The organism is Pseudomonas sp. HB05 (genome assembly GCF_016756915.1).
GTDB lineage: Bacteria > Pseudomonadota > Gammaproteobacteria > Pseudomonadales > Pseudomonadaceae > Aquipseudomonas > Aquipseudomonas alvandae.
On the sequence record NZ_JAESPG010000002.1, the window covers coordinates 151521 to 169518 of the forward strand.

General features: G+C 62.0%; 14 protein-coding genes and 3 pseudogenes. 9 read left to right on the plus strand and 8 right to left on the minus strand.

The features are described from left to right. Positions 1-14: 14 nt before the first annotated feature. The 4 genes and pseudogenes from JMN22_RS03235 to JMN22_RS26770 all read left to right on the plus strand — a co-directional run. Positions 15-1118: an ABC transporter substrate-binding protein gene (locus JMN22_RS03235; protein ID WP_198795780.1), complete on the plus strand. Its 1104-nt coding sequence runs from the start codon at positions 15-17 to the stop codon at positions 1116-1118. Between the two features lie 1294 nt (positions 1119-2412). Then, positions 2413-3462: pseudogene (locus JMN22_RS26760) on the plus strand (sensor histidine kinase); the annotation flags it as partial. A 213-nt stretch (positions 3463-3675) separates the two neighbouring features. After that, positions 3676-4011: pseudogene (locus JMN22_RS26765) on the plus strand (response regulator transcription factor); the annotation flags it as partial. Positions 4012-4530: 519 nt separating this feature from the next. Beyond that, positions 4531-4872, plus strand: a pseudogene (locus tag JMN22_RS26770) (ATP-binding protein); the annotation flags it as partial. Between the two features lie 23 nt (positions 4873-4895). On the opposite strand, the gene JMN22_RS03245 reads toward JMN22_RS26770, so the two are convergent. Continuing rightward, positions 4896-5654, minus strand: a complete 759-nt coding sequence (locus tag JMN22_RS03245; RefSeq protein ID WP_198795782.1) for an SDR family oxidoreductase — start codon at positions 5652-5654, stop codon at positions 4896-4898. A gap of 121 nt (positions 5655-5775) precedes the next feature. Between JMN22_RS03245 and JMN22_RS03250 the strand changes: the two genes are divergently transcribed. Further along, positions 5776-6366, plus strand: a complete 591-nt coding sequence (locus tag JMN22_RS03250; protein ID WP_198795783.1) for a TetR/AcrR family transcriptional regulator — start codon at positions 5776-5778, stop codon at positions 6364-6366. Positions 6367-6402: 36 nt separating this feature from the next. Here JMN22_RS03250 and hisM read toward each other — a convergent pair whose 3' ends face one another. From hisM to JMN22_RS03275, 5 genes are all read right to left on the minus strand, one after another. Continuing rightward, a complete protein-coding gene (gene hisM / locus JMN22_RS03255) occupies positions 6403-7104 on the minus strand; it encodes a histidine ABC transporter permease HisM (RefSeq protein ID WP_030141758.1) in 702 nt (233 codons plus the stop codon). Then, on the minus strand, positions 7104-7790 hold the full coding sequence (locus JMN22_RS03260) for an ABC transporter permease (protein ID WP_030141757.1): 687 nt from the start codon (positions 7788-7790) through the stop codon (positions 7104-7106). The genes hisM and JMN22_RS03260 overlap by 1 nt, the downstream gene beginning before the upstream one ends. Positions 7791-7814: 24 nt before the next feature. Then, the gene (locus tag JMN22_RS03265; protein ID WP_198795784.1) at positions 7815-8585 is read right to left on the minus strand and encodes an ABC transporter substrate-binding protein; all 771 of its coding nucleotides are present in this window, start codon (positions 8583-8585) and stop codon (positions 7815-7817) included. Between the two features lie 61 nt (positions 8586-8646). Continuing rightward, positions 8647-9501, minus strand: a complete 855-nt coding sequence (locus JMN22_RS03270) for a PfkB family carbohydrate kinase (RefSeq protein ID WP_198795785.1) — start codon at positions 9499-9501, stop codon at positions 8647-8649. 2 nt (positions 9502-9503) lie between these two features. After that, positions 9504-10517 carry an SIS domain-containing protein gene (locus JMN22_RS03275; protein ID WP_030141754.1) on the minus strand — a complete coding sequence of 338 codons (1014 nt, stop codon included), beginning with the start codon at positions 10515-10517 and terminating at the stop codon, positions 9504-9506. Between the two features lie 250 nt (positions 10518-10767). Between JMN22_RS03275 and JMN22_RS03280 the strand changes: the two genes are divergently transcribed. Beyond that, a complete protein-coding gene (locus tag JMN22_RS03280) occupies positions 10768-11574 on the plus strand; it encodes a GntR family transcriptional regulator (protein ID WP_198795786.1) in 807 nt (268 codons plus the stop codon). A 47-nt stretch (positions 11575-11621) separates the two neighbouring features. On the opposite strand, the gene JMN22_RS03285 is transcribed toward JMN22_RS03280, so the two are convergent. Next, positions 11622-12590, minus strand: a complete 969-nt coding sequence (locus JMN22_RS03285) for an AraC family transcriptional regulator (RefSeq protein ID WP_030141752.1) — start codon at positions 12588-12590, stop codon at positions 11622-11624. 102 nt (positions 12591-12692) lie between these two features. Between JMN22_RS03285 and JMN22_RS03290 the strand changes: the two genes are divergently transcribed. Genes JMN22_RS03290 through JMN22_RS03300 form a run of 3 tightly spaced genes read left to right on the plus strand, consistent with a single transcriptional unit; the run spans position 12693 to position 17024 of the window. Beyond that, complete coding sequence (locus JMN22_RS03290) at positions 12693-13943, plus strand: MFS transporter (RefSeq protein WP_198795787.1); 1251 nt, start codon at positions 12693-12695, stop codon at positions 13941-13943. A 48-nt stretch (positions 13944-13991) separates the two neighbouring features. Beyond that, positions 13992-15317, plus strand: coding sequence for an MFS transporter (locus JMN22_RS03295; RefSeq protein WP_030141750.1), 1326 nt, complete (start codon positions 13992-13994; stop codon positions 15315-15317). Positions 15318-15368: 51 nt separating this feature from the next. Further along, positions 15369-17024 carry a N,N-dimethylformamidase beta subunit family domain-containing protein gene (locus JMN22_RS03300; protein ID WP_198795788.1) on the plus strand — a complete coding sequence of 552 codons (1656 nt, stop codon included), beginning with the start codon at positions 15369-15371 and terminating at the stop codon, positions 17022-17024. Between the two features lie 23 nt (positions 17025-17047). On the opposite strand, the gene JMN22_RS03305 is transcribed toward JMN22_RS03300, so the two are convergent. Further along, complete coding sequence (locus JMN22_RS03305; protein ID WP_030141748.1) at positions 17048-17941, minus strand: LysR substrate-binding domain-containing protein; 894 nt, start codon at positions 17939-17941, stop codon at positions 17048-17050. Between the last annotated feature and the right edge of the window lie 57 nt (positions 17942-17998).

The following is a 17998-nucleotide window of genomic DNA, read 5'->3' on the forward strand; positions in this document are numbered from 1 at the left end:
GCAAGGAGTGCGGCATGAACACTAAACCGATCCACCAAGTCTTGTGGCGCCTCGCCGCCTGCATGACCGGACTGGCGATATTCGCCACCCATCCAGCCCAAGCGGCCGAAAGCGGCATCGCCAGTGGCCCAACCGCAAGCTATACCATCGCCTTCAGCAACTCCTACGCGGGCAGCGATTTTCGCAAGGTAATGGTGCGCAACTGGGAGGAAATTGCGGTCCAGGCGCAGAAGGAGGGCTTGATCCGGGAAGCTCCGGTGGTCAGCGCCAACAACTCGGCGTCGGAACAAGCCGCCCATATCCAGGACATGATCGTCAAAGGCGTCAACGCCATTGTGATCCTGGCCGCGTCCGACACCGCTCTTGACGGGGTGATCCGTGATGCGTGCAACGCTGGCATCGTGGTGGTCGTCATGGCCAGCCTGGTTACCGAAAGCTGTGTCTATACCGTGGACTACAACTGGGCGGCCATGGGCCGGGTGGAAATCGATTACATCGCCAAGCGCCTCAAGGGGAATGGAACGTTGCTGGAAATCCGCGGCATTGCCGGCGATGCCACCGATAAAAACATCAGCGACGGCATTCGCAAGGCCGCCAGCGACTATCCGGGCCTGAAGTTTGCCAAGACCGTTTATGGGAACTGGACGGCGTCCGTCGCCCGCAAGGAGGTGGCGCTGGCGCTGCCGGCGCTGCCCAGCATCGATGCGGTCGCGACCCAGGGCGGCGACGGTTATGGCGCGGCCATGGCGTTCAAGGCGGCGGGGCGCCCTTTGCCGATCATCGTGATGGGCAACCGCCAGGACGAACTTGCCCTGTGGAAACAGGAGCGCGATGCCAATGGCTACGAGACCGTCTCCGTTTCCGCCTCGCCAAGCGTCTCCCAGGTGGGTTTTTGGGTGGCGCAGCAGATTCTGGCGGGTAAATCGGTACCGAAGTTCGTTGAGGTGCCGCTGGTACGCATTGATGCAAAAGACCTGGATGCCTGGCTCGCCACGATGCCGGTGGGCGGCGCTGCCAATCCTTTGTATAGCCAGGCTTCCGTAGCGGCGATGATCGATGCGGCCATCAACAATACGCCGGCGCCGCCGACGCCTTTGCCGGAGGTGACGAAGCAGTAATGGCGGGTAGAGAATCAGGAGGCGAGGGGCGATGGTGACATTCAGACTCGCCACTGACAGGCCCATTGCTGTCAGGATCGGGCTGGCCGTCGCCGCGCTGGTATTCCTGATGCTGGCGGTATCGCTGGTGAACCTCTACGGCCTGCGGGGCATGGTGCGTGCCGTGGATTCCGCCAGCCATTCCGCGGAGATCCTGGCCTCGGTCAACGGAGCGACCGAGCGGGTGGAAAATTTCATCGCCTCCCGCGACCAGGAAAGCCTGTCCCAGGCCGAAGGCATGGTCGCAACGGCGATCGCCAGCCTCACTGCCATTCCGGTGGCCGAGGCAAAATCGCTCAAGGGCGGGCTGGACAGGCTCTCCGCGGCGATCACGGTCTTGCGGGCGGCGACCCTGACCATGGATGGCGAAACGGAGAACATGACGGCCCACTACGGCCGGATGCGAGAGGCGGCGACGGTTGTCGAGCAAGGCATCGTCGATGGCCAGAAGCGTCTTGGCTCTCGCGCCGCCGAGCACACGGCGCGGGTGAGCAACATCGAAAGCGCCCACCGCATCCTGGATGTCCTGCGCAACGGCGAACAGATCATCACCACCCATGTGGCGAAGCTGCTGGTGAACGATGATGGAACGGCCGCCGGCGCGGCGCGTGATGCCTGCGCGGCACTCCAGCCCGTGGTCGAACAATTACGTGAGGTGATGGGGGCGCCACAGGAGATAGAAGTCCTGGACCAATTGGTGGCGGCGATCACCGCAACCGGTGCGACGGTAGAGAAACTTGGCGAGGCGCCCAAGCTCCGGGGAGGCGAGGCCTTGCGGCACCTCGCCGCCATCGGCAACCTGGCCGAGCGCCTCGAGGCAATGCTGGGTGACGTGGATGGGCGTGTTGCCCATGATGCGAGCGACATTCAAGCGGCCACCGGATTGCTGAACAATGCAGCCGCGTTGTCCAAGCGTTTCGCCGAGCGTGTCGCCACGCTGGAGGCGCAGACCTTATCGTTTCGCCTGTCACCGTCGGCGGAGATCGCCACCTCTGTCGGCGCTATCCTGGATGAACTTTCCCGTCTCGCGCGCGTTCTTCCTTCGTCCGTCGGGCTGCAAGCGAAGGCGACGCCCTTGACGGTCAGCGACCAGATTGCCGGCTACCGGGCAGCATTCGCCCGGTTCCAGCAGGCGAGCAATGCCCTGGGCGGCGCACGCGACCAGGTTCGCAACGAGGCACGGAGCGCCGGCTTGCTGGTGGCGCGCTTTGCCGGCGAAGCGCGCGCCGACGCGTTGGTCCACAATGATCGCGGCATGCTTGCGACGATCGTGGCCGGTGCCGTGGCCATCCTGCTCGCCGGCGCCATTGCCTGGAGCACCTCGCGATTTATCGCGCAACCCATCGTGGCCCTGGCCTCGGTCATGCGTCGGCTGGCGGCCGGCGACCTGAACGCCGAGATCGCCAGTGCCGGACGCGGCGACGAAATTGGCGTCATGACCCGCGCCGTACGGGTGTTCCAGGAGAACGCCCTGCGCATCCGGGTGCTGGAGGCCGAGGCCGAAGCCGAACGACAGCAAGTCCAGGCCTCTTTGGAAAGAATGGTCGCCGAACGGACCGATACGCTGCACCAGCAGACCGAGGAGCTGGAGGCGCAGGCCATCGAACTCATCCAGGCGCGCAACCAGGCCGAGTCGGCTAACCAGGCGAAAAGCGATTTCGTTGCCACGGTCAGCCACGAATTGCGCACACCCCTGACCCTCATCCTCGCTCCCCTGGAGCAGCTCTCGGCGGCGACCACTCCGCCGGACGACTGGCGCGTGCAAATCGAGCGCGCCCAACGCAACGCGCTGCGCTTGATGAACCGGGTGAACGACATCCTCGATTTTTCCAAGGCCGAAGCGGGCAAGTTCGAGTTGTGTCCAACGCTCATTGACTTGAACAAGGTCGTTGGGGTGCTGGCCGAAGATGCCGCCATGGTGGCCGAGGGTAAAGGCTGCAGCTTGACCTGCAGCATCGATTCCGCGCTCGGCACGGTGTTCCTGGACCCTCGACACTTCGAGAAGATCCTGCTCAACCTGGTGAGCAATGCCATCAAGTTCACCCCCGCTGGCGGCACGGTGCACCTGGCAGCGACGCCGATGGAGGGCGAGCGGTTCGAGTTCGCAGTGCAAGACTCGGGCATTGGTATCGCGCCGGACAAATTACCGTTGTTGTTCCAGCGTTTTTCCCAGATCGACAATTCCGCCACGCGCCATTACAGCGGTACGGGCATCGGTCTCGCCCTGGTCAAGGACCTGGCCGAACTGATGGGCGGCGAAGTCGGCGTCAGCAGCGAGCCCGGGCGGGGCTCGCGCTTCTTCGTTCGACTCCCGATAGGGGATGGACAAAACACCCTGCCGGCCGAAGCCAGCGATGTGTACGAGCGATCGTCGGCGAACACCGCAAGCACAACCGAGCAGCGCCACTTGCGTTTCGACGATGGCCGCCAGGGTAATCGCAACGACTTGGCTTCGGCGCCAGGCGCAGACGATGGACAGCACCCGGAATACGCCTCGCGATCCAAAGTCCTGGTCGTAGACGACAGCCCTGAAATGCTTACCTATCTCAGCGAACTTTTGCGCAACGACTACATCGTCGTCACCGCAACGGATGGAGAACAGGCCTGGGAAATCCTGCAGCGTCGCCCCATCGATGTCATCGTCTCGGACGTGATGATGCCGAACCTCGACGGCTTTGGCCTGACAGCCAGGATCAAGGCCAGCGCCGGTTTTGCCCATCTGCCTGTGATCCTGGTGACGGCTCGCGGCGGCAGCGAGGCCTGTGTCTCCGGGCTGGAGAGTGGCGCCGATGACTACATCGCCAAACCCTTCTCGCCGCTGGAGCTCCAGGCTCGCGTACGCGCGGCGCTGCGCATGAGCCAGGTGCAGACCGAGCTGCATGCGAAATCGCGCCAGGCGGGCATGGCCGAAATTGCCACCACGGTGCTGCACAACGTCGGTAACGTGCTCAACAGCGTGAACGTATCGGCAGAGTTGGTCAGCAGTCAGATGCGCTCGTCCAAGGCGCAGGGGCTGGGCAAGGTGGCTAAGCTGATGAACGAACACGTCCATGACCTGAGCGATTTCCTGACCCACGACCACAAGGGAAAGATGCTGCCCGATTACCTGCTCAAGCTGGCGCAAGTCGTGGCGGAAGAGCAACAAAGCATCATCGAAGAACTCGGGCAACTGACCAAGGGCATTGACCACATCAAGACCATTGTCGCTGCCCAGCAGTCCTACGCCGTTGCGGTGAGTGTGGTCGAGACCGTGCCGGTCCCGGAGTTGATCGATGATGCCTTGCGCATGAGTGCTGGATCCCGGGCGCGCCAGGAGATGACGGTGGTCAAGGACATCGCCGACCTGCCTCTGCTGCCGCTGGACCGGCACCGGGTGTTGCTGATTCTGGTGAACCTGATCCGCAATGCCAGGCAGGCGCTGGACGGCGTGACCGATCGCAGCCCATGCGTCACGTTCAGCGCATTCCTCGCTGACGAGGCAGCATTGCGTATCACGGTGACCGACAATGGCAAGGGGATCGCGCCAAAGCACATGGCGCGCCTCTTTTCCCATGGCTTCACGACTCGCAAGGACGGCCACGGTTTCGGCCTGCACAGCTGCGCACTCGCCGCGCAGGAAATGGGCGGCAGCTTGACCGTGCGCAGCGATGGGGTTGGGCAGGGAGCGACGTTTATCCTGGATATTCCCGTCGATGCTTCGCTGGGTAAGCAGTGAATACAGAAGCGTTCCTACGCGTCTCATTCTGCCGGAGGTTTGTACCCCGCCAGCGTGTTCAATACTTCTTCATGTGAACCGCTTGCTTCAGCAAATCGCAAGGGCTTGGCGCGCTCGACGATCAGTTCTCGCGGGGTCGGAGAGGTCTCGAGCAGCTCGAAGAGTTCATCCAGGAACTCGTCCAGGGGCATGGCATGTTCGTCATTTTCCTGCCCGAGCAAGGTGGTGCGCACGCCCGGTGGCGCAAGCTCGATGACTTCGATTGGCGAAGCTTCCAGCTGGACACGAAGGCTCTGGGTGAAAGAGTGGACGGCCGCTTTGGTTGCGCTGTAGGTCGGTGTTGCAGGCAGCGGCACGAACGCCAAGGCCGAGCTGACATTCACGATCGTTGCGCTGGGTTGCTTGAGCAGTTGGGGAATGAACGCATACACCATGCGAATCGTGCCAAGCAGGTTCGTCGTCACGGTATCTTCGGCTGTGCCCAGGTATTCGGAATCAGTCAGATCCTCCCAATGCATGATGCCAGCGTTATTGATCAGAACGTTCAGGTTCGGGTGGCGGGTCGCGAGCGCTTCGCTGTTGCGCTGGATCGATTGTGGGTCGCAGACGTCCAGCAGGACGGAGTCAATACCTGGATGTTCGGCCACGATCTGGTCGAGCAGAGCCTGGCGACGTCCCGCGATGATGATTTTGTTGCCCGCCTTGTGAAGCCTGAGTGCCAGGCCAAGGCCTATGCCGGAGGTGCCGCCAGTAACGAGAATCGTATTGCCAGTGCCGTTCATAGTAGACTCCAGTGAAGGTCATAAGTGGACACGTGTCCGCTTATGTAAAAAAATCTACCGGACAATTGTCCGCTTTGCAATGCGCGAAGGAAAAATCTTGCCTAGGAATGACGAATCGGCAATGCGTGCCGACGCCAAGAAAAACCGGGAGCGAATACTGGAGGTCGCGGTGGTGGAACTGACGATCGATCCAGCAGTGCCGCTGAGTACGATCGCGAAGAAAGCCGGGGTAGGACAGGGCACGTTCTATCGACACTTCGCTACCCGGGAAAGCCTGGTGTTCGAGGTTTATCAATTCGAAATGCAGCAGGTGGCCGCGTTGGCCGAACAACTGCTCGCGACAAAACCACCGAAAGAGGCGCTCCGAGAATGGATGAGCTGCCTCGCTGAATATGCAATGACCAAGGCCGGGCTTGCGACTGCGATACGACAGGCCGCTTCTGCCTACGAATTCCCAGGGAAATCTGGATACGCGCCAGTCCAGGCGGCAGCCGAGCTACTGCTGAGGGCTAATGAGGAGGCCGGGACCATTCGCAGCGGCGTCACCCACGACGACTTTTTCCTGGCCACGGCCGGCATATGGCAAATCGATTCCCAGTGCCAATGGCGTACTCGTCTCGACAGATTGATGGACCTAGTGATGGATGGCCTGTGCGCAGGCAGCCCTGAAAGTTTGAAGATGAACGCGGGGGCGCCTGAGAATGCTCCGTAGGTGATGCCCGGGACGGAAGCCAGCCCCCCAAACTGTTCAACGCTGATAAGCCAACAACCGGCGCTCGGCCAATCGAAACACACCCACCAGCGCGCACGCCAACAGCATGTAGAGCAGGGCGGCAATGCCATAGGCCTGGAAGGTCTTGAAGGTGGCGGCGTTTACATCGGCAGCGATTTTAAGAATGTCGGGAACGGTGGCGGTAAAGGCAATGGCCGTGGCGTGCAGGACGAAGATCACTTCGTTGCTGTAGGCCGGCAGTGCCCGGCGCAGCATGCTCGGGATCAGCACCAGGACGAACAATTGGCGGCGGGTCATGCCCAGGGCCAGCGCCGCCTCGATTTCACCGCGTGGGGTGGTGCGCAACACGCCGGCCAGAATCTCGACGGTGTAGGCGCAGGTGTTCAAGGCCAGCGCCAGGATCACGCAATGCATGCCGTCTCGAAAGAACCACCACAGGCTTGGTGATTCCCTGATCAGGCTCAGGCTGGCCAGGCCGCTGTAGATGATCAGCAGTTGCACGAACAGCGGCGTGCCACGAAATACCAAGGTGTAGAGCTGGACAGGCAACGCCAGCCAGCGATTGCCGTAGGTGCGAACCAGCGCCAGGGGTATTGCTGCGGCCAGGCCGATAATGGCCGACGTCACCAACAGCCATAAGGTGACGGATAAGCCACTCCAGCGGTAACCGTCGGACCACAGGAAGTTCGGCCCGAACTCTTTCAGTATCTCGATCATCACACGCTCCGCTGCGGTTCGAGGCTGTAGCGTCGTTCAAGGTGTTTGAGGGCCAGGCTGGAGAGGATCGCAAAGGCGAGGAAGATCGCCGCGATCACCAGATAGAAAAACATCTGCCGCGAGGTTGCGTTGCCCGCTTGCTTGGCGACCTGGACCATGTCATTGAGGCCCAGCAGCGAGATCAGGCCGGCACTTTTCAACAGCACCTGCCAGATGTTGCCGATGCCGGGCAAGGCGAACCGCATCATTTGCGGCAGGCGGATCCGCCGCAGCACTTGCCAATGGCTCATGCCATAGGCCCGCGCGGCTTCCAGTTGGCCAAACGGAATGGCCCTGAAGGCGCCGCGAAAGGTTTCGGCGCAGTAGGCACCGTAGATGAATCCCAACGTACCGATCGCGGTGCCATAGGGATTCAACTGCAACGATTCCCGGCCGAACGCCTGGGCTATCTGGTTGATTCCGATTTGCGCGCTGTAATAGATCAACAGCATCAGGACCAGGTCCGGCACGCTGCGCACCAGCGTGGTGTAGACCGTCGCGACCAGCCGCAGCGGCGCCACCGGCGAGAGTTTCGCCAAGGCGCCGAGCAGGCCAAGCACGATGGCGACGCAGGCGGCCCAGGTGGCGACCTGGACGGTCAGCCACGCGCCCTGGAAAATCAGATAACCGTACCCTTCGAGAAACATGCTTTCGGGCTCCGCACGGATGGATTATTTCGGCGAGATGTCGAAGTCGAAGTATTTCCTGGCGATGCGCTCATAGGTGCCGTTACGGTGGATCCGTTCGAGCGCCTGATTGATTTCCCCAGCGAGGGCGGTATCGCTTTTACGCAATCCGATGCCAGTGCCCGGACCGAAGATCTCCGGTGACTTGACCACCTCGCCGGCATAGTCGAAGCCTTTGCCGATAGGCTTCTTCAGCAGGCCTTCGGAAACGGCAATGGCATCGTCGAACGCCGCGTCCAGGCGACCGTTGATCAAGTCCGAATAGGTCAAGTCACTGCTTTGATACGGCACCACTTCCACGCCTTTGAGGCCCCACATCCGTTTTGCATAGGCTTCGAATACGCTGCCTTGCTGCACGCCGATGCGCTTGCCGCGCAAGGATTCGGCCGTCGGTTGCAGTTGGCTGCCTTGTGGGGCCACCAGGCGTGCCGGCGTGTCGTACAGGGTGTCGGAGAAGGCGATTTCGGCTTTGCGTGCTTCAGTGATCGAGAGCGCAGAAAGTATGCCGTCGAACTTCCTGCCTTTAAGGGCCGAGATCATGCCGTCAAAGGCGTTTTCGACCCAGACGCAACGACGTTGCAACTCGCTGCACAGGCTTTCGCCCAGTTCGATATCGAAGCCTGTCAGCGAGCCATCCGGTCGCTTGGACTCGAAGGGCGGGTAGGTGGGGTCGACCCCGAAACGCAGCTCTTCGCTGGCGCCCCAGGTCATCAGCGGGCTGGCCACGAGCATCAAACCGATCAGACATTTTTTCATCGACGGGGTATCCACGACAGATTGGTAGAAGCGTCCCGGGACGGGGCCCGGGCAGCACGCATCAGCCTTGAATCTCCAAGGCGTTTTTCAGTTGTCGAGCGCGTTGGTCGTCCACGGCCTGTCCATGGCCAAAGCCACCGGCCCAGCCGCACACCTGGCCGGCATAGTCGACGCCCCGTGCAAGACACTCGGCAAGGTTGTGCCGCGCTTGCCATGCCAGCAGGAACGCGGCGATAAAGCCGTCGCCGGCACCCATGCTGTCGACGAACGCGCAGGGCCGCGCCGCCTGTTCATGCACGCCCCGTGCGTCGACTGCGAGCGCGCCCTGGGCGCCGCGGGTGATGACCACCGTTGCCGGGCCCAGCGCCCGCATCGAGTCCGCCAGCTCACGGGCTTCGCTGGGCGACAGGTGGGCCGCCGAGAAAAAAGCGATATCGACGTGCTGGATCAACGCTTGCCAATCGAACTCGACCCAGTTGTCCGAGAAGTCGAATGACAGGTAGCCACTGGCCTGGCGAATCTGCGCCAGTTGGTTCTCAAGACCGCTATAGAGGCTGCCATGGGCCAGCGGGAATTGCGCGAGATAGTCCAAGTCGTCGGCACCGAGTCGCAGTTGGCGACAGACGCCCGGATCGCTGCCGAGAAACACCCGTTCGCCGTCGATGCTGTCGACACAAGCCCAGCCGTTGGCCCCTGCCAGCGTTCTGCAGCGGGATGCATCGACCGCTTCCTGTTGTAGGCAATCGAGCAGGTACTGGCCGTGCCGGTCATGACCAACGCAGCCCAGATAGGCGCTGCGCGCCCCCAGTCGGGCGGCAAACACCGACACGTTGAGTGCGTTGCCACCGGGGTACTCGATGTTCCGGTCCAGGTAAACATCCACAGTGTTGTCGCCGACCGCGATCAGGCTGGCCATGCTCAGTACTCCGTTTTCCACATGTAGCGGCGCGTCGTCAGCGGCTGCTGGTGCCAGACCGCGAGATGAGCGGCAATACGTTCCACGGCGATACCGACGATGTAGGGCGCGACAATGGCGCGGATCTCCGGGTCGATGCCTTCCATGGGGAAATCCTTGGCGTCATAGACCATGACGCGTTCGGTGTATCGCTGGCAGAAGCGCACCACACGTTCCATCTGCGCCCGGCTGGGGTCTTCGCCCACCAGCAGGAGCAGCGGGGTGCTGGCGTCGATGGCTTCGAACGGGCCGTGGAAAAACTCGGCAGCCTCCACCGGCAGGCAATGCAACCACTGGCTTTCCATCACCACGCAGACTCCGAATACATAGGCGGTGGTGAACATCGGGCCCGACGCGAGGAAGTACATCACGCGATCATCCTTATACAGGCGCGCCTCTTCGGTGGCGCGCCGGTCGTTATTGATCGCAGCGTCGGCGAGGGCCTGCGGCAGGGCCTTGAGCGAGCGAGTGAGCTTGTCCAGCAGCGGCCAGCCTTCACGCTTGGCCAGGATCCCGCCGACCAGTGCCTGGAGGATCATGAAGCAACCGAAGTACGCCTCATCGGTACGTCCCAGCAAAAAGCAATGTTGAACAGCCTGGGCCAACGGCAGCTCGGCGGTTTGCGTCACGCCGACGGTGAGGCAGGGCTTGTCCTGCAGAAAACGCGCGGCGGCGATGGTTTCCTGGGTCGTCCCGGACTTGGAGGCGAGGACCACCAAGGTGCGTTCATCCAAGCGCGGCGGATCGATGTCCATGAAATCGGCGGGGAAATAACGGCGTACTTCCAGTGTGTGGCTGTAGCGCTCCAGCCAGTACTGCAAGCCGAGCATGATGCGGTTGGGCGCACCGCAGCTGACGAAGTAGATGCGGTCGATTCGCGTCGCCAGTTCCTGGCCGAACTGCTGCGCGTCGTCGACGATTTGCACGGATTGCTGCAAGGAAGTGGTGAATGCTTCCCGGTTGAACTGGATCGCCATGTGAGCTCCTGGGGGCTTTGTTGCGGTGTTCATGTTGCGGTTCATGATCACCATGTAGACCAAAAGCTATACCACGAAAAATACCATTACAAGATTTTTCCTCCGTGGTCTAATGCACCGTCACCGCAGTTTTCAAGGTAGGCAATGGACCGTTTATTGGGTCTGATTATCAAGCTGGCGGGTTTGCGATGGTTTCAGTGGGTACTGTTGGCACGCCGTTGCACAGAAAAATAAATCCAGGATGTAGACCATGAAAGTTAGTCCTTCCAAATCCTCCGACGTGGCCCTGCTGGCGCCCGAACGCAAGCAGGTGGCCTGGCAGGCCGTCCAGGCCCTGCTGGAAATGCTGGAGCGCCCGGAGTTCGGGCCGAGTGAGCGGATACCGGCGGAACGGGACCTGGCCGAGCACCTGGGCATCAGCCGGATGACGCTGCGAAAGGCCTTGCAAACGCTGATCGATCGCGGGGTCCTGGAGCGCCGTGGCAACCGCGGCACCTTCGTGACCGGTCCGGGCGTCGAGCGGCCACTCAATACCGTCGCGCGCAAAGGCATCGCCGAAGTGGTCGAACAAGCGGGGGCCAGGCCGGGCAGTAAATTGCTCTACTTCGAACAAACCCAGGCCAATGCCCGCGTGGCGAAACTGCTGAAGATCCAGGAAGGCGACCTCTTGCTGACCATCAGGCGACTGCGCACGGTGGATCAAAAGCCATTCTGCATAGAGACCAGCTACATCCCTGCAGCCCGCGCACCGGACCTCGTGGCGGGAGACCTGATCGAGGGGGCCTCGTTGTATGCGTTGCTGTTATCGCGCTACCAGATCGAAATGGAAAGTGACGAGGGCACACTGAGCATCGCCACGATGAGCGACCAGGAGGCCCGCTTGCTCGACGTCGAGCCCGGGACGGCCGCGCTGGTCTACCGAGGTGTGATTTTTGACCGCCAAGGGCAGCCGGTGGAATACCTGGTCTCGATCAACCATCCCCAGCGTGTGGTGTTCAAATTGGCGGACAGTCGGGTCAACAGCCTGCATTCCGATCATCATTTCCCATCTGGGTAAAGCCCAACGCGGACACCCTACGGTTCCTCCACGATTCCCTCTCGTCGTCAAGGAGCAGCGGACTGCCCCGACTGACGACTCAATCCAGGCGTCTTGCCCGTAATGCGCTTGAACGCGCGACTGAAAGCGGCCTGGGAGGTATAGCCCAAGCGCTGCGCCACCTCTTCAATAGGCAGCCTTTCGAGCGTCAGCCACTGGCTCGCCAACCGCATCCGCAGTTCGGTCACGTAGCGCAACGGGGCCATGCCAATCGTCATTTGGAAGCGGTCAGCGAAGGCTGAGCGAGAGGTGTTGCATTGTTCCGCCAGCTGCGCAACGGTCCAGTCGCGCCCCGGTTGTTGATGGAGCGCGAGGAGTGCATTGGCCAAGCGTGGATCGCGCAATGCAGCGACCAGACCAGAGGCATTGCCGCAGGCGCACTCCACCCAACCGCGAACGACCATGGCGGCCACCACGTCGGCTAATCGCGCAAGTATGCCCGCGAAGCCGATACGTGCGGCGCTGACCTCGCGTTCCATGGTGGTCAGGATAGGCACCAGTCCGGGGTAGCGCTGGCCGCCGGCGTCGATCAGCATCAGGCCCGGCATCAGCTTGCCAAGGCCATGGATGCTGCCCAGTTCAAACTCCATGCAGCCGCTGAACAAAAGGGTGGTCGGCGTCGGCCTGGCATCGGTTCCGGTATCCACCGCGCTCACGGTTTCACCGAGGGGGGCGCCGTCCAGATGGTCGATGTCCTGAACAGGCACATCCGTATGGGAAAGCAATTGATGGGCCGCGCCATGGGAGATGAATACTGCGTTTCCGGCAGACAGCGCATAGGTGGCCCCGTCTTCCATTCGTAGCACCGCATTGCCAACTGCCAGAAAGTGGAACCAGGCATGCCCGGGTTTGGCAGCGAAACCCAGGCCAAAAGCTGGGCCGGCTTGAATACGCCGGTATTCGACGCCACGCAGGCGCATGCCGCGCAACAGTTCATTGATGAGATCCGAGGAGAGGGCAAACTGATCGGTAGGCATGATTCAGGTGTTTCAGTCAAAAAATGGAGGTTTTCGATCATAGATCATCCAGATTCGCCCGCCTAGACTGCGGATCGCAATGAGGATTGGGAGATCTGTGCAATGACTGACTGTGTTTGTAATGCCGTATCCGACAGCCATCTCGGCGCCGGGCCGGATGTAGAACCCGCCACACCCGCGTGGATGGCCGTGTTTTCGTTGGCAATGGGCGTGTTTGGATTACTCACCGCCGAGTACCTTCCGGCCAGCCTGTTGACGCCGATGGCGACCGACCTGGGGGTGTCCGAAGCGTTGGCTGGCCAGGCGGTAACGGTGACTGCAGTGATCGCACTGTTCGCTGGCCTGCTGGTGCCAGGCCTGACTCGCGGTATCGACCGCCGTTGGGTGCTGCTGGGTTTTTCCACATTGATGATCGCCTCCAATCTGCTGGTCGCCGTTTCCTCCAGTCTCGCGGTGCTGCTGGTCATGCGTATCTTGCTGGGTATCGCCCTTGGCGGGTTCTGGAGCATGGCGGCAGCGGTGGCGATGCGCTTGGTGCCGGGGGCTTTGTTGCCCCGGGCGCTCTCTATCATTTTCAGCGGCATTGCCGTCGGGACGGTGGTTGCGGTCCCTCTGGGCAGCTACCTGGGTGGGCTATACGGCTGGCGTAGCGCGTTCTTTGCAGCGGCGGCAGTCGGCGTGGTGACCCTGGTTTTCCAGTCGTTCACGCTGCCGCGCCTTGCGCCGCGCAGGCCGGCACGCCTGCGCACCGTACTGGAAGTGCTGCAGCGCCCGGGCATCGCCATGGGCATGTTCGGTTGTGTGCTGGTGCACAGCGGCCACTTCGCGATGTTCACTTATGTCCGACCGTTCCTCGAAGGGACCACTGGCATCGACCCGCAAGGGTTGTCACTGATGCTGCTGGGTTTCGGTGTGGCGAACTTTGGCGGCACGTTGTTGGCGGGATGGCTGCTTGAGCGCCGTCCACTGGCCACCCTGGTGTTGATGCCGACGTTGGTGGGCGTTGCAGCACTGGCGTTGGTTCTGTTGCCCGCCTCGGTGCCGGGGCAGGCGGTGCTGCTGGCGATCTGGGGTTTGGCCTTTGGTGGTGTGCCGGTGGCATGGTCGAACTGGGTCGCCAGCGCGGTACCCGATCAGGCGGAAAGCGCCGGGGGCATGGTGGTGGCATCTGTCCAGTCGGCCATCGCAACGGGCGCCGCCGCTGGCGGTGCGATGTTCAGCCTCGGTGGCAGCGTCGGCGTATTCGTGGCGGCGGCGGTGCTGATGCTGCTGGCCGCGTTGCTGATTGCGTTGCGGGTCCGGGTTCCTTCCGCCCATGGCAATGCCCGGCCCAGGCCCGCGCTGCATCTCTGATCCGGCTTCGCAGCCGCCTCGATTCCATCCGTAATCCGGAGATAAGACATGAACAATACGACGTCTCACCAAGGACGCCTCAAATCTTTGCGCGCGGCAGGTATAGGCAATGCGCTGGAGTGGTTCGACTGGACGCTGTACGCAACCTTTTCGGTGTACCTGGCCAGCAATCTATTCGACAAGATTGATGCCCGCTCGGCAATGCTCGCGACTCTCGCCGTGTTCGCGGTGGGTTTTGTCGCGCGTCCTATCGGCGGATGGCTGTTTGGGCGCCTGAGCGACCGATTGGGACGCCGGGCCATCATGGTCATCACGATGTTGCTGCTGGCGATCAGCAGCCTTGGTATCGCGATCATCCCCAGCTACGAAAGCATTGGCCTGTATGCCTCGGTCGCGCTGCTGTTCTTCCGGCTTATGCAGGGGCTCGCCCATGGCGGCGAGACCGGGGTTTCCTACACCTATGTCGCCGAGATCGCCCCAAGCAAGCACCGTGGCTTATGGTCCAGTTCGGTCTATGTCGGGGTGACGCTAGGGGTGATGGCAGCGACGGCCATGGCGGCGGTACTGACCTGGCTATTGGGCGCGCAGGCCATGGCCGACTACGGCTGGCGGATTGGCTTCGCCATCGGTGGGCTGCTCGGCATCTATGCGCTGTTTTTGCGCCGCAGTGCGCAGGAGTCTCACGTGTTCGTGGAGCAGCAGGGGCAGGCTCGGCCGCCGCGCAAGTTATCCAGGGGGGAGATGCTGCGAGTGGCGCGCAACATCGTCATGCTTGCAGCGGCTGCCAATGTCACCTACTACGCGTGGGTCACCTTCGGTGCTTCGACGGCCATTGCCCGGGGCATGGACGCCACGGGTGCTTATGTGGCCAGTCTCTTCGCGCAAATCCTTTGTGTGTGCTGGTTGCCAGTCTGCGGAATGTTGTCCGATCGTTTCGGCCGCAGGCCCATGGTCATCGCCTGGGGCCTGGGCGTGATCCTGCTGACCTATCCCATTTCGATAATGGTGACCGTTGAACCCTACACGCTGTTCCTGGCCCAGGTCGTGGGGTTGGGAGCCTGGTCGTTGATTGCGGCGATTTTTCCCGCAGTGCTGTCCGAGCAGGTGCCGACCCAGGCGCGGGCGCAGGGCGTTGGGTTGGTGTCGTCGGTTTCGGTGGCGCTCTTTGGCGGCACCGCGCCCTATTTGCACAATTATCTCAGCGGCGTCGACCTTGGCTATTTGTACATCTGCTACGTCATGGGGTTGGGTCTGGTTACCGTCCTGGCGGGTTTTCTTATCGACGAAACGGCGGGCATCGATCTTGCGCACATCGAGGCGCCCGGTGCTCGAACCGCTGCCGGCTCACGGCCGGTGGCGCTGTCTCAGGACTAATCAATTGGCATGTAGACCCGCCGGATCAGCGGATCCAAGGAGTGCGATTCAATGAATTCAACAGACCTCAAGAATGCCGCAGCACGAGGTGAGCGACCGGGCGCGAACGTGACCGCCAGCCAGACGTCAGGGCCTCGTCAGGCCGCGCGCGAGATCTGGGTCGAAGTCCCTTCCGAGTCGGGCCCGGCGGCCGCTTGGTGCTACTCGGATCGCCGCTCCTATAGCCCGGGTGACTCGGTGCGCCTGCATCTGTCCTCGAACCGAGCGCAAGTGAGACTCAGGATCTATCGTGATGGAGCCGTTGCTCGCACGCTGCACGAAACCGACAGCCTCGATGCTCGCTTCCACCCGTTGCCCGAACGTGCCTACGAGCAGGGATGCCAATGGCCGGTCTTCGTGCAATGGTCAATCCCGGGTGATGCGGACCCGGGTGGCTATGTAGTGGAAGTACGCGATAGTGCTGACAGCGTACTCGGGCATCACCTGTTCATCATCAAGGCGGCGCGCAAGCGTGCCGACGCTTTGGTGCTCGTCGCGGCGACATCGACGTGGGCTGCTTACAACGACTGGGGCGGCGCCAATCACTACTTCGGTCTCCACCCCGGAACGCCGAGGGGCCGCGCGCCATTGCTCTCGGCACAACGCCCCTGGGCGCGGGGGCAAGTCTGGCTGCCCGAGGATGCGCCACGTTCTGTCAACGCTACCCGGCAACGCAAGCCCGGGCCGGCGCGCTACGAGTTCATCGAATGGGCATCTCTTAACGGCTACGCCAAGTACTACGCGCTGGCGGGGTGGGCCTCCTACGAAAGACCCTTTGTGGTCTGGGCCGAACAGCAAGGCTATACGGTCGACATCCTGACCCAGGACGATTTGCATCAGGATCCGCAGGCGCTTGAGGGTTATAGCTGCGCCGTCTTCATAGGACACGACGAATACTGGACGCGGGAAATGCGCGACCACGTCGATGTCTTCGTCGAAGGGGGCGGCAAGGTTGCGCGCTTCGCCGGCAACTTCATGTGGCAGATTCGCTTGGAGGAGGAGGGCCAGAAACAGGTGGCCTACAAATACGATGCCGGCGACCTTGATCCCGTGGCGGCTACCGACCTTCATCGGCTATCCGGTGCCTGGGAAGATCCTAGGGTGGATCACCCAGGGGCACGGACGTTTGGGGTGAACGCCTTGCGAGGAATATATGGCGCATTTGGGGGGATGGCACCACGCAGCCCTCGCGGGTACACGGTCTTCAGGCCCCGGCACTGGGCGTTTGTGGGCACGGGGCTGGGCTACGCGGATATGTTCGGGGACGAAGCTAATATCTTTGGCTATGAGGTGGATGGCCTGGAGTACACATTTGTCGACGGTCTCCCGGAACCGCTCGGCACGGACGGTGCGCCCGCCGGATTGCAAATCCTCGCCATGGGCTGGGCGACCAATGCCGAGCATGGCCGATCCGAGGATGCCTATTCGTTCATGCTAGGCGATGGCGATGCCCGGTTTCGTGCTTCCATCCTGGCGCCCGACCTTAGCGAGGCCAGCGTCCACCGGCACAGCCGCGGGGCAGGCATGGTGGTGCATTTCCACAAAGGCCGAGGTGAGGTATTTACTGCCGCCACGTGCGAATGGGTACATGGGCTCATGCAGGCAGATATTTACACCGTGATGATCACAAAAAATGTGCTCGATCGTTTCCTGCGGAATACGTCCTGATGGCTGTGATGGAGAGCTGCTGTTCACATCCGATGATGTTCCAGCAGAAAGTCTACAAACACCCGCACCCGCGCCGGCATCGCCGAACCCCCAACGAAAACTGCATGTATCGGCTCCCGGTCTCCGGGGTTCCAGGTATCCAACAGTGGCACCAGGCCGCCGCGTTGCAGATCCTTGGCTACGGTGAACTCGCCGATACGGGCGATGCCAGCGCCGAGTCGTGCCAGTTGTGCCAACGCCTCGCCGCTGCTGCATTCGATGTTGCCGCTGACCTTCAGGGAAAACGCTTTGCCATCGCGGATGAACGGCCAGTTGGGTTCGGCACGACGAAAATTGAAGCGCAGGCAGTTGTGGCGCAGCAGATCTTCCGGTTCCAGGGGTGTGCCGTGGCGCTCCAGATACTCGGGCGAAGCCACCACCACTTGGCCGGTGTCGCCGATCCGGCGCGCGGTCAGCGGGCTGTCGGGCAGATGGCCGAAACGCACCGCCACGTCGGCCTGGCCGCCGAGAATGTCGACCACTTCGTCGCCGAGGGTGAGGTCGACGACGATGTTCGGGTAGCGGGCGCTGAAGGCGGCCACCAAGGGCACGATCGTCTGTCGACCATGGCCGAGGGCGGCGCTGACCCGCAAACGGCCCTTGGGTACGCCTTGGTCGGCGACGGCTTCTTCGACCTCGGCCATGTCGGCCAGGATACGGCGGGCGCCGCGCAGGTAAGCCTCGCCCTCGGCGGTGAAAGTGATCGCTCGTGTGGTGCGCAACAGCAGGCGGGTGCCCAGCCGTAGTTCGGTTCGCGCGATGATCCGGCTGATCGCCGAGGGTGTCAGCCCCAAAGCACGCGCGGCAGCCGACAAGCTGCCTTCCTGCGCCACCGCGGCGAACACAACCATTTCACCTGATCTGCCGTTGACGTCCATTTGTGCTCCACACGCAAAGGTGTTTGCAAGAAAGGCTATCTACCGCCATAGAAGGTC

Bases quoted from the DNA above. Each gene is read 5' to 3' on its own strand.
- JMN22_RS03235 (WP_198795780.1), top strand. From the start codon at position 15: ATGAACACTAAACCGATCCACCAAGTCTTGTGGCGCCTCGCCGCCTGC.
- JMN22_RS03245 (WP_198795782.1), bottom strand. From the start codon at position 5,654: ATGAACGGCACTGGCAATACGATTCTCGTTACTGGCGGCACCTCCGGC.
- JMN22_RS03250 (WP_198795783.1), top strand. From the start codon at position 5,776: ATGCGTGCCGACGCCAAGAAAAACCGGGAGCGAATACTGGAGGTCGCG.
- hisM (WP_030141758.1), bottom strand. From the start codon at position 7,104: ATGATCGAGATACTGAAAGAGTTCGGGCCGAACTTCCTGTGGTCCGAC.
- JMN22_RS03260 (WP_030141757.1), bottom strand. From the start codon at position 7,790: ATGTTTCTCGAAGGGTACGGTTATCTGATTTTCCAGGGCGCGTGGCTG.
- JMN22_RS03265 (WP_198795784.1), bottom strand. From the start codon at position 8,585: ATGAAAAAATGTCTGATCGGTTTGATGCTCGTGGCCAGCCCGCTGATG.
- JMN22_RS03270 (WP_198795785.1), bottom strand. From the start codon at position 9,501: ATGGCCAGCCTGATCGCGGTCGGCGACAACACTGTGGATGTTTACCTG.
- JMN22_RS03275 (WP_030141754.1), bottom strand. From the start codon at position 10,517: ATGGCGATCCAGTTCAACCGGGAAGCATTCACCACTTCCTTGCAGCAA.
- JMN22_RS03280 (WP_198795786.1), top strand. From the start codon at position 10,768: ATGAAAGTTAGTCCTTCCAAATCCTCCGACGTGGCCCTGCTGGCGCCC.
- JMN22_RS03285 (WP_030141752.1), bottom strand. From the start codon at position 12,590: ATGCCTACCGATCAGTTTGCCCTCTCCTCGGATCTCATCAATGAACTG.
- JMN22_RS03290 (WP_198795787.1), top strand. From the start codon at position 12,693: ATGACTGACTGTGTTTGTAATGCCGTATCCGACAGCCATCTCGGCGCC.
- JMN22_RS03295 (WP_030141750.1), top strand. From the start codon at position 13,992: ATGAACAATACGACGTCTCACCAAGGACGCCTCAAATCTTTGCGCGCG.
- JMN22_RS03300 (WP_198795788.1), top strand. From the start codon at position 15,369: ATGAATTCAACAGACCTCAAGAATGCCGCAGCACGAGGTGAGCGACCG.
- JMN22_RS03305 (WP_030141748.1), bottom strand. From the start codon at position 17,941: ATGGACGTCAACGGCAGATCAGGTGAAATGGTTGTGTTCGCCGCGGTG.